General features: G+C 46.3%; 9 protein-coding genes. 1 reads left to right on the forward strand and 8 read right to left on the reverse strand.

Annotated elements, in window-relative coordinates; translation table 11 throughout:
* Positions 1-23: 23 nt before the first annotated feature.
* The 3 genes from ACRRQV_RS06815 to nhaC all read right to left on the reverse strand — a co-directional run bounded on the left by ACRRQV_RS06815 (position 24) and on the right by nhaC (position 5,332).
* On the reverse strand, positions 24-863 hold the full coding sequence (locus tag ACRRQV_RS06815; RefSeq protein ID WP_432529006.1) for a hypothetical protein: 840 nt from the start codon (positions 861-863) through the stop codon (positions 24-26).
* A 454-nt stretch (positions 864-1,317) separates the two neighbouring features.
* Positions 1,318-2,814, reverse strand: coding sequence for a glycerol kinase GlpK (gene glpK, locus ACRRQV_RS06820; RefSeq protein WP_432529008.1), 1,497 nt, complete (start codon positions 2,812-2,814; stop codon positions 1,318-1,320).
* A 1,069-nt stretch (positions 2,815-3,883) separates the two neighbouring features.
* Positions 3,884-5,332, reverse strand: a complete 1,449-nt coding sequence (gene nhaC, locus ACRRQV_RS06825) for a Na+/H+ antiporter NhaC (RefSeq protein ID WP_432529011.1) — start codon at positions 5,330-5,332, stop codon at positions 3,884-3,886.
* Between the two features lie 308 nt (positions 5,333-5,640).
* Between nhaC and ACRRQV_RS06830 the strand changes: the two genes are divergently transcribed.
* Complete coding sequence (locus ACRRQV_RS06830; protein ID WP_432529013.1) at positions 5,641-6,960, forward strand: hypothetical protein; 1,320 nt, start codon at positions 5,641-5,643, stop codon at positions 6,958-6,960.
* A 50-nt stretch (positions 6,961-7,010) separates the two neighbouring features.
* Here ACRRQV_RS06830 and ACRRQV_RS06835 read toward each other — a convergent pair whose 3' ends face one another.
* Genes ACRRQV_RS06835 through ACRRQV_RS06855 form a run of 5 tightly spaced genes read right to left on the reverse strand, consistent with a single transcriptional unit; the run spans position 7,011 to position 12,073 of the window.
* Positions 7,011-8,114 (reverse strand): zinc-binding dehydrogenase, encoded by a 1,104-nt coding sequence (locus ACRRQV_RS06835; RefSeq protein WP_432529015.1) that lies wholly within the window; start codon positions 8,112-8,114, stop codon positions 7,011-7,013.
* A 39-nt stretch (positions 8,115-8,153) separates the two neighbouring features.
* Positions 8,154-9,275 (reverse strand): CapA family protein, encoded by a 1,122-nt coding sequence (locus ACRRQV_RS06840; protein ID WP_432529017.1) that lies wholly within the window; start codon positions 9,273-9,275, stop codon positions 8,154-8,156.
* A gap of 46 nt (positions 9,276-9,321) precedes the next feature.
* Positions 9,322-10,170: an alpha/beta fold hydrolase gene (locus tag ACRRQV_RS06845; RefSeq protein WP_432529019.1), complete on the reverse strand. Its 849-nt coding sequence runs from the start codon at positions 10,168-10,170 to the stop codon at positions 9,322-9,324.
* Positions 10,171-10,191: 21 nt separating this feature from the next.
* Positions 10,192-11,085, reverse strand: coding sequence for an ABC transporter permease (locus tag ACRRQV_RS06850; protein WP_432529021.1), 894 nt, complete (start codon positions 11,083-11,085; stop codon positions 10,192-10,194).
* A gap of 19 nt (positions 11,086-11,104) precedes the next feature.
* Positions 11,105-12,073 (reverse strand): ABC transporter permease, encoded by a 969-nt coding sequence (locus ACRRQV_RS06855; protein ID WP_432529023.1) that lies wholly within the window; start codon positions 12,071-12,073, stop codon positions 11,105-11,107.
* Positions 12,074-12,084 lie beyond the last annotated feature (11 nt).

The following is a 12,084-nucleotide window of genomic DNA, read 5'->3' on the forward strand; positions in this document are numbered from 1 at the left end:
TTTCACCTCTTCTGCCTTAAATCTTAAAAGGACGAGTAGTCCATTATCTCAGCCATAAAATTACTAATCGATGAGTCCGCAAATATAGTTAGAACAATTGAAAGACCCACAGTAAAAAGAACGATATAAGCAATAAACGAGTAGAAAGCATCAATGTGGTGAGCGCTTCGGCTAACCAATGTTGTAATCAAAAACAAAGGCAAAATGAATATGCTGAAAAGAAGACCTAAAAAGAATAAGCTACTGCCAACGCCTCTTGAGTCGATTAATAATAAAAGATAAGAAGCCAACATAACTAATATTACTGGAATAAGGTAAGTACCAAACATTGCTACAAGAGATTTAATTTGAGTTTGGGGGCCAAAAAACTTAGAAATGGCAAATAGCGAACCGATAGACAGTGCAAAAACTACTGCCACTGAAATGACTGTATAAAGTAAAATCTTAAAGAATGAAGGCTTTAAGCTTTCTTGTTCGAACACACTTCCAAAATCATCGACAGGTCCAAAAAAATAACTAACCATATCGTATAACCCTAATGCCGTCAGTAATGCAAGAATCCCAAAAGTAATTAATCCATTGATAAAGTGCTGATGGTGGTTTTCAAGAATGGAAGATGGCTTTTTCAAATGCACTAAAAAATAATTCCAATACTGCTTTGACGTTTCTTTTACTTTTTCAACATGGATACTTGGTTCAGCCGGTGCTTGATAAGCAGGCGCCGCTGCTGCCGACTGAGCCGTATTTATTGGTTGCTCCTGTACAGCTTGATAAGAAGGAGTCCCACCTGCTGTAAGAACGTTTCCGCATTTTCCGCAGAACTTGCCACTAGCTTGTTCGTGGCCACAGTTTTCGCATTTCATTTTAAATCCCCCTAATTTCTCTTTTTTACTTCTACACCACAACTATTCAACCTTTGGCTACTTTTACAACTTTTTATAAATTGTGAAACAGCTGACCTAGGAGAATTGCTATAGGATAAAAATACTAGATAAATAATATCACATATATTTACATTATAGTTATTTTTTATTGGTTTATTTCCAAATAAATTCCTTGATTTGGGGAACTTCTTATTTTATCTGCTGGAAATATTTTCTTCATGAAGTTTTCCGGTTTTAACATGCAATTTTCGCATTTTATCATACATTTCTACACTTTTAACATGCATTTTCCACACTTCTTCAGCACTCTTCTTCTCAACAAAAAAGACCAAAGCCAGCTGCAGAATATCTCTGCTACACTAGTTTGGTCTGTCTCATTCTCCTGCGAAGTCCGAGGATTGAGGCTGATAAAGTTTCACACTATCAGCTTGTTTTATTTTTTAAAGCTCCGAGTAGCTTCTACCGCACGCTTCCAGCCGTCGTAAAGCTCTTCGCTTTGTTCGGCCGGCATTTGCGGAGTGAAGGTTTTTTCCACTTTCCATTGCTGCGCAATTTCTTTTTTGTCTTTCCAAAATCCGACCGCAAGGCCTGCCAGGTAAGCTGCACCAAGCGCCGTCGTTTCTTGGATGCCCGGGCGCTCCACTGGGACATCTAGCATATCGCTTTGGAATTGCATCAGCATATCGTTCGCCACAGCCCCGCCGTCCACGCGCAATGTTTTCATTTCGATGCCCGCTTCTTCGATCATGACATCGACAACGTCTTTTGTTTGATACGCGAGCGACTCAAGCGTCGCTCGGATGAAATGCGCTTTTGTTGTCCCTCGCGTCAAGCCGAATACCGCGCCTCTCGCATCGGTGTCCCAGTAAGGCGTGCCGAGTCCGACAAACGCCGGAACCATGTAGACGCCTTCGGTCGAATCGACGGACGCCGCGTATTTTTCGCTTTCCGGCGCGCTGTCGATCAGCTTCAGCCCATCGCGCAGCCACTGGATTGCGGATCCCGCTACAAAAATACTGCCTTCGATGGCGTATTCCACTTTGCCGTCGACTCCCCATGCAAGTGTTGTCAATAAACCATGCTCCGACTGCACACTTTGCTCGCCGGTATTCATGAGCATAAAGCAGCCAGTGCCGTACGTGTTTTTCGCCATGCCTTTTTCAAAGCACGCCTGCCCGAACAGCGCCGCTTGCTGATCGCCGGCAATGCCCGCAATTGGCACCTCAAAGCCGAAGAAATGGTAGTTGACGGTATGCCCGTAAATCTCAGATGACTGCTTTACTTGCGGCAGCATGCTTTTTGGCACCGTCAAAATCTCCAATAGTTCATCGTCCCACGTCAAATCGTAAATATTGTACATCAGCGTCCGCGATGCGTTGCTGTAATCGGTGATGTGTTCTTTGCCGCCGGTTAGTTTGTAGACGAGCCACGAATCGATCGTGCCGAACATCAACTCGCCGTTATCCGCTTTTTCACGGGCGCCGTCGACGTTGTCCAAAATCCATTTCACTTTCGTCCCCGAAAAATACGCATCGATCAACAACCCGGTTTTCTTGCGGAACAAATCATTATGTCCCTGCTCTTTTAGTTCCCGGCAAATCGCATCGGTTTGACGGGATTGCCAAACAATCGCCTTATACACCGGCTTGCCGGTCGTCCGGTCCCAAACAACCGCCGTTTCACGCTGGTTCGTAATGCCGATCCCCGCGATTTCGCCCGGGTCCGCATCGGCTTTTCGCAGCACTTCTGCGATACATGCCAAAACCGATGTCCAGATTTCATTGGCATCGTGCTCCACCCAGCCCGGTTTCGGGAAAAACTGCTGGAACTCCTGTTGCGCCGTCTCCACCACTTCGCCTTCGTGGTTAAACAACATCGCGCGCGAACTCGTTGTGCCTTGGTCGATCGATAAAATGTATTTTTTATTCACAGGAATTTCCTCCTCAACGTAATAGACCGCTTTCTTCCATTCTACCCTTGGCGCTCCGAATAAAACCAGCAGGAATGGACAAAAAACCACACTGCCACGAACACTTTCGAAAGTGTTTAGGGCAGTGTGGTTTTTTAAAAGCGAGCGAATTACGACCAAACGTCCGCGAATTACGACATACTTGGATTGAATTACGACCAACCGGCCACGAGTTACGCCCTATCTCATTCGAATTACGACAAACGAGCAGCCAATTACGGCATAAGAGCCCAAAGATAAAAACCATATTGGAACTGCCCGCTCGCGCGGCCAGCTTAAAAACGCTTGGCGTCACCTGAATTACGACGAACCGTTCTTAAATTACGACATACTCGGCCCGAATTACGACAAACGAGGATTGAATTACGACCAACCGCCAACAAGTTACGACATACCTCCGCGGAATTACGCCTTATCCATGGTGAATTACGACAAACGCTAGAGCAGCATCAATACACCTTATACATTCTGAAGCGTTTTATTCGGTTTCTTTATCACTCCCGTATGTTTGCACTCATTGCAATCATTCCGGAAATCATCGATGGCTGTACCATCGCAGCATGGACATATCATATATCCTTCTGGGACTTGTTGATCGATTGCTTTCTTGCTAAACAACGATCCTACTATTTTCATTAACACCTTGTTCACTCCCAAATTTTCACTATATAAAGATACTATAGCATCAAAACATCATTAAAGTTAACGTTTTTTTAGGATAGTTTACAAGAACTTTTGCATTTCGCCGAAGCGAAATGCCAGCCAATCGGCTTTTGCTTTTCATTTTCCAATATTTTCTTCATGAAGTTTTTGCTTTTCAACATGCAGTTTTGGCTCTTTAACATGCAGTATCGTCATTCTTTCATGCACTATTCGCGTTTCTACAAGCAGTTACGACAAAACGCTCCCGAGTTACGACCATTTGCCCACGAATTACGACAAACCACCTCTGAATTCCGCTCAACACCACCCGAATTACGACCAACAAAAAAAGAACGCCCAACGGCCATCAGCCGCTGCACGTTCTTTCCTATAGGTCTTCCGCAGCTTCCCGGTCTAGCCGTGCTTGCCGGTCCCGCGTTTCTTTCAGCTCGCTCGCTGACAAAAATTGAATTTTATAGCCGACTGCCGCCATCAGCATCCCAATGATCGGCACCGAATAGTTCAATACCGCGTACGGCGCATATGCAAACGGATGAACCGACAGCGTTGCCAAAATAAACACACCGCACGTGTTCCACGGAACAAACGGCGACGTCAACGTTCCGCCGTCTTCAAGCGCCCGCGACAAGTTTTTCGAATGCATCCGTTTGTCCTGGTACGCCCTTGCGTACATCCGTCCCGGAATCAATATCGAAATATACTGTTCCGATGCGGTGACGTTGGTGAAAAATGCCGAAGCGATCGTTGCAATGATCAAGCTTCGCGCTGAACGGGCCACGCGCAAAATTTGCGTGACAATCGATTTCAGCATGCCCGTCTGCTCCAAAATCCCGCCAAAAATCATCGCGAAAATAACGAGCGACACGGTGAACATCATTGATTCAATGCCGCCGCGGTTGAACAGCTCATCGACCATCTCGTTGCCTGATGCAATCACAAAGCCGTCATGCAGCGTATTGACCGCATCCCCGACGTTGCCGCCTTGGACAAAAATCTGGCACAAGAAGCCCAAGAACACACCCGCCACTAGTGCAGGCAAAGCTGGCACTTTCATGACCACGAGCACAACGAGTGCAGCCGGCACAAGCAGCAGCCAAGGCGAAATGATAAACTGCTCGCTCAGCGATGTCAAAATCCCTTGAATGTTCTCATCGTCAATCGACGCCCCCGCAAACTTGCGCCCCAAGAAAAAGTAAACGCCCAAAGCAATCACTAGGCCCGGAATCGTCGTGTACACCATGTGTTTGATGTGTTCAAACAAGTCCGTTCCGGTGATCCCCGCTGCCATATTCGTCGTATCCGACAACGGCGACATCTTATCTCCAAAATACGAACCCGAAATGACCGCACCGGCCACCATTGGAGCAGGAATTCCCATGCTCATGCCAATGCCCATTCCTGCAACACCGATTGTCCCCATTGTTGACCACGAACTGCCGATCGCCAGCGACACAATCGCGCAAATGACGCAGATTGTCAATAAAAACAAAGACGGCGTGATAATTCGCAAACCATAATACACCATCGTCGCGATCACACCGCCGCCAATCCACGAACTGATGATCATGCCGACCACGATAATGATCAAAATCGCCGGCAGCGCAAGGCGGATCCCTTTATAGGCGCCATCCTCAATTGTCTGCCATCGATAGCCGCGGCGCCAGGCAATAAATGCCGCCACAATCGAACCAACCGCCAGCGGAATATGCGGGCTGCCTTCAAACTTAACAATCGTAAAAGCCATCATGCCGATCATCACGATCAGCGGAAGAAGTGCCAATAAAAACGGAATTTCAATTTCTTGCTGCTTTCTCATGCTCTATATGCTCCTATCCTGCACTTGGATTTTTATGATAATAAAAGCTTTAAGAAAATCTGCGAATTTCTCAAAAAACCATCATACCACTTTACAAAACCAAATTAAAAGACCACGTCCTGCACAGTACAGTTCATTGGCCTCTGTTGAATGCTAACTATAATTACCCGTCATTCACATCGCGCAAACATATTTTTTCCCGAGCCTTGCACAAGACGTCCGCCGATTTATCTGGCAAAATAAAAACAATCAAAAAAAGAAGGTGTGCCAAAATGAAACCGCTACTAAGACCTCTTAGCACCTTGCTTATGGGCGCGACGTATTTATTCGCAATCTTTTTTCCGTTTTCTTATGCCGCCACTTTCGTCAGCTTATTTGCGCTGATTGCCTTGTTGTCATTTTTTCCTTATTTGAACCGGATACCAAAAGCGTTGATTTTGGCACTGACGCTTGGTGCGCTTTTCATGGACTTGAGCCCTTTCGGCATGCACGCGTTTTTCATTGGCTTGCAGACGAATGCCAACGTACTCGCCATTTTTATTTTCGTGCCGCTTCTCGCCATTCCGATCAAGCAAGGCAACTACTTGAAATACATAGAAGTGATTTTTTCTTATTACATTAAGAAAACCAATCATCTTTATTTATTTTCAACCGTTTCCGCTGCTACTATCGGCGCCATCATGAACGTAGGCTCCTTGCCCATTTTGTATCAGCTGACTGACACGAAATCGTTCGAGCCTTATTCCATGCTGCGAATCAAAGCGATGAGCCGTGGATTCGTGCTGGCGTTTCTGTGGTCTCCTTATTTCATTTCCGTCGGGCTCATTCTCGCTTATTTCAATGTTACGTGGCTGCAGCTCGCCCCTGTCGGCATCACGCTTGCCTTGATCATTTTGCTGACCGGCTTTTTTCTTGAAGGAAAGTCTCGCGAAGAAATTCCGATGGATATGCCTGCGACCAATCCTATGGAATTGGCCAAAGCGAAACGAAAAGTGGCGGAACTGGCACTCGTCGTCGCCTTTATCACCGCAATCATCATGATTGTAGAAAACACAACCGGCTTGTCGGTGCTGACGGTCATTCCACTCGTATCGATCGTCATGTCGGTTGTCTGGACGCTGTTTTTCAGCACGAAACAAGAATTTATTCAAAGCTACCGGTCCTTTTTCGAAGCCCGGATTCCCGGCATGGGCAACGAGTTGTCGCTGTTCATCGTCGCCGGCGCTTTCGGCACTGCGCTTTTGAACAACGGAGCCGACAGATGGATCTTGGACTTGCTCGACGTTTTGAACATAACCAACGTTTTGCTTTTGATCCCGTTGATCGCGCTTCTTATGATTGTTCCGTCCATTGTCGGGCTGCATCCGGTCATCACGGCCACCATCTTGGCGATTACACTGAGTGATTCTCCGCTATTTTTAGAAGACCATCTTTACTTGAGCCTCGGTCTGCTTTCCAGCTGGATGGCCGCCATCTTGATTTCGCCGTTTTCTGGAGTGAACCTGCTCATGGCGGCGCTGAGCCGGAAAAGCCCGTTTGAAATCAGTCTGAAAAACAATACGGGGTTTGCGGTTTTGCTGTGGGGAATTTGTTATGCGGCGATTGCTGGGTTGTATATGGTTCGGTGAACTAAAAATAGCCGCTTTTGGAATCAATAGATTTCGAAAGCGGCTATTTTTTAGTTGCTTACTTTTATAACAATCTTCCCGAAGTGCTTTCTTTTATCCAATTCTACTTCGGCAGCTGCGATGTCTTCTAACGGATAGACGGCATGAATTTGTGGATGCAATTTCTCGTTCCATACACATTCCGTCACTTGCAAAAAGTCTTCCCAATTGCCCATGGGAGCTCCAAGCACTTGGCGGTGCCACTGGTAAATTTCGCGGATGCTGATTTCAGGGAAATCGCCAGCAGTAGCGCCGGACAGCACCAGTCTGCCGCCAAAATCCAAGCAATTTAAGCTTTTTCGGAAAGTGGGCTTGCCAACAGAATCCAAGACAAGATCAACTCCGGTGCCTCCCGTCCACTTCATCACTTCCTCTTGCCAATCGCCATGAGAATCAAACACGGCCTTTGCTCCCATTTCCAAGCATTTCTTGCGCTTTTCCTCGCTTCCTGCAACTCCTATCACTGTGGCGCCAGCCGCTACAGCAATATCAAGCTGGGCTGATCCCAATCCGCCAGAAGCCCCGATCACTAAAACGGTATCCGACGGTTTGACTTTTCCAACCGTAACGACGCCTCGCCAAGCGGTTGTATAGACAGCCGGAACTGCGACGGCCACTTCTGATGGGATATGGTCTGGAATTGAAATAATGTTCCGTGCAGGCACAACCACATATTCTGCAAGGCCTCCCCATACATGCTCCCCGACAATTTTATAATCCGGGCACATGCTGAGTTCGCCGGCTCTGCACGCCCTGCACGAACCACAGCCAAATGACGGATTGACCAACACTCTTTTCCCTACCGCTAGTTGATCGGCATCTCCTGGCCCATATGCGGCGACGCTTCCGACAATATCCACTCCGGTAATATGCGGCAAAGTCATTTTAGGGACACCTGGCCCTTTTAATCCTTCCCGCGCAAATACATCCAAATGATTTAATGCCGTATTCTCTACTTTCAGCAGCACTTCATTCGGTCCTGGTTTCGGAGTTTCAACTTCTTCAATCGAAAGCACTTCTGGCCCGCCATGTTCACGGATAATGACCGCCTTCATTTTTTCAGGAATGGTGTTCAGCCCATAGCCAACGCCAGAAGCGGCTAAATTTTCTTCCATCATACTCCTCCTTTATGATTCCAGACATTTAACCCCTCTTTAATCGAAGTTTAAGACAAGCTTTTGATTTTCCAATGCTGTTTTTGCTCCTCGTATGGCCGAAAAATGCTGAAGCCTTTCCGCTACTTGTTGTTTTTGCTGAGCCGTTCCTTCTATCGCCTCGCCAATTTCATCCAACATAGCAGGGTATAAGACAATCTTTTCGAGTTTCAACTTCTGGCCATTTGGCACAAGCACAAGTTCCGCTAAACAACTTTGGTGATTTTCAGGCACCATTTCCATCTTATAAGGAATAGGGAATGGCGAAACATCAAGGCCTCCTTCAAAAAATTCAGGATGGAAAATATAATTGCCTAAGCTGTATAAAACCGGCATTTCTTTTTGCTCGCCGTTTTCCGGCTGAAAGGTTTCAAGACCATAAGGCGCGTGTGAATGATGGCCGATCACAACATCCACTCCGGCATTCGCTACACGCTGGGCAACTATCTTTTGATATTCGGCAATGGGATCTTGAGGTACAGAGCTCCATTGAGGAGGCACTCCCCAATGCATGGCTAAAATAACGAAGTCTGCTTCCCTCGACACGGCTTTTATGGTTTCTTCCAATAAAACCATATCCTCTTCAATCGGTTCCGTCTGGATCCATGGCGGTGTACCTGGTTGTTCATCCAAGATGCTTGAATCAATATGGAAAGACGTTTTTATCCGAACGCTTGCAATTCCTGGCCGATTTTTTATCGCGCGAAATCCGGGCGGAACAGCTGAAGACCACGAGATAAACGCAATCTTATAACCATCTTTTTCGATTAAAACGGGCTTTATCGCTTCAGCTAGATTATCTCCTGCTCCCGTATGGCGAATTCCCGCTTTTTCGAGAAAACGGCACGTTTGTTTTAGCCCTTCCACGCCCCAATCCAGCATATGGTTATTGGCCAGCGACACAGCCGTTATATGCAAATCGTTCAGCCAAGAAGCAGTTTCTGCCGGCTGCTTCATGCGAACCATTTTATCTGCCGGTGGACCAGGCGTTTCTACGATCGGCGCTTCTAAATTTGCCAAACAAAAATCGGCTTGTCCCATGATTCCTTTCCAAATGTCTTTTTTAGGCTTTTGCAAAACGGCGATATCCCCTATTGCAGCAATGCGTATTTTTTTGTCCATTGGTTGCCTCCTTTATTGCCGACGATTACTAACCGAGCTGAAATGGCTATTTTCCGATCGGCGATGAAACTTGGCTTAAAAACTCACGAACCAGTTGCAAGTAGGCTTCATTTTCTTCTTGTTGAGGAGAATGTCCGCTATTTTCAAAAATCACCAATTGGGAGTTTGGAATTTTCTCGGCTATCAGTTCCGAACATTCAACAGGCGTAATCCAATCGTGCCTGCCCACGGTCACCAAAGTCGGCACGGCAATTTTATGCAAATCATTGTCCAAATCAAATTCGGCTTTGTTGTAGCGGAACGCAAAATTATGCGTTTCATACCGGTAATAAATAGAATCCAATCGTTTTTTCACCGCTTCTTCATCAAATTTCACCGTGTAGAGCGGTTGAATGGCGGCAAACATTTCCTTTAATTCTTCATTTGATTCCACTTTCCCCGCGAACAAACGGCGAATGGCATCTTCTTTTATTCCGGGCAAATTGCTGTTTAATGCACGGTCTACCGAAAGGTGGTCAAAGCTGCTGTTTGACCCCGTATCTCGAAGCAATACGTGCGTCACATTATCGGGATAACGCAACACATATTCCAATGTTAAAAATCCTCCATAAGAACCGCCCAAAATTTTAATCGGTCCACCCACAAGCGATTTTCTCATTTCCTCAATATCCGCTGTCCATTGCTCATGAGTGAACGGCGGATTTCCTTCTGACCTTCCGGAGCCTCTCATGTCCATAAATACTAGGCGATACAGATCTCCCAGAGGCGAAAAAGCTTTTATATCGCCGCGGCAATCGCCTAGCCCCGGAGCACCGTGGATAAAGAAAATTGTCTCGCCGTCTGGATTTCCATGAATTTCATAATAAAGCTTGTTGCCATTGATTGTTGTAAACAAATCGCATCTCTCCAGTTCTTTTTATTTTTTCACAAATTTCGGATCGAGCGCATCGCGCAATCCGTCTCCTAAAAAGTTGTAGGCAAGCACCACAATAGTGATGGCAGCTCCTGGCAAAATTCCGAGTACGGGCGCTGTCCAAATGTACTGCTGCGAGTTTTGCAGCATATTGCCCCAAGTCGCTGTCGGAGCTTGTATTCCTAAGCCGAGGTAACTAATCGCGCTTTCTGTTAAGATAGCCGCCGCAATCGTCAATGTTCCTGAAACGATAATGGATGGAACAATTTGAGGAATAATGTACTTGGTTAAAATACGTATCGGTGTCGCTCCGGAAGCATTGGCGGCTTCCACGAACTCATATTCTTTCCATTTTAAGGTTTCGCCGTAAACTACCCTTCCGATTTCCATCCAACCGGCCAACGCAATGACCACTACCACCATTACCGGGCTGGTTCCCAATACAGTAAGTGCGACCAGAATGAAGAAAAAAGTTGGAATCGCCATCATGGCTTCTGTTATTCTCATTAGGATCGCCTCGACCACTTTGCCAAAAAAACCGGCACATGCTCCGACAACCGTTCCAATCAATAAGGAAAAAAGCATAGCCGCCAATCCGACGATTAATGTAACTCTTCCGCCATGAAGCATTCGTGCCAAGACATCTCTCCCTAAATCGTCCGTCCCAAATGGATGACTTAAAGACCAACCAGCCAGTGCACCTGCTTCCTGCAGTTCCTCAGGGCTTACTGTCCAAAGCACCGGACCTAGAAACACGGCTACATGGATGAGAATCAGAAACCAAAGAGAAAAACTAGCCACTTTATTTTTACGCAAAGCTTTAGCAATGCTGGGTTTTCCTTGGCTCGGCTTTAATGGGATTTCATCAGTCAACGTCGTTTTTGTAGATACTACCATTCTGTTTCACCTCCTGGCTTTAAACATTTTTAACGCGTGGATCAACTTTGGAGTAAAGAACATCCACGAGCAAATTGCAAACAACCACGACAATCGTTATGACAACGGTAACTCCCATAACAAGCGGGTAATCGCGTCCTCTAGCCGCTTCGATGATCAACGTTCCGATGCCCGTCCAGCCAAAAATTGCTTCTGTGATGACCGCTCCGCTCAATAAACGCGGTATCAGCATTCCGATAATCGTGATAATGGGAATTAGCGCATTCCGCAGTGCATGGCTGTACAAAACAATCGATTCTTTTGCTCCTTTTGCGCGTGCTGTACGGATATAGTTCTGTGAAATGACTTCAAGCATCGAGGACCGCGTGAAGCGCACAATATGCGGCAGCACCGTCGTCGTCAAAATCAGAACCGGCAGCAGCAAATGGGAAATCCATCCCCATAAATCAAATTCAGCACCACGCGGCCCTACTCCAGATGAAGGCAGCCAGCCAAGCGTGATTGAAAACAGCAGAATCAGCATGAGGCCAAGCCAAAAGGCTGGAACAGATAAGCCGATAACACTGACAAAGTTGATGACATGGTCTTGCGCCCTTCCGCGTTTGATCGCGGACATGACCCCAAAGAGAATTCCAAAAAATACCGAAATAATAATTGTGAAAATCGTCAATTCAATGGTATAAGGAAGGCGTTCCATAATTCGCTGAAGAACAGGTTCACTTGAAGTAAAAGAAGTGCCAAGATCTCCTTGAACCGCATTGGTAATCCAATCCACATACCTGACCATGATCGGTTGATCCAGTCCTAATTTCTCAACCATCGCTTGCCTCTCTTCTGGAGTTGCATCCATGCGCATCGTACTGGCCGGTCCGCCCGGAGCAAGATTAATCAGAAAAAAAGTGATGATTGAAACGATCAGCAGCAATACGATACTTTGTCCCAATCGATTAAGCAGAAATCTTAGCATTTCATCTCCTTCTCCCTCCATATTTAGTAAAT

Origin of the sequence: Planococcus sp. YIM B11945 (genome assembly GCF_050864155.1) — a bacterium.
Taxonomy (GTDB): domain Bacteria; phylum Bacillota; class Bacilli; order Bacillales_A; family Planococcaceae; genus Planococcus.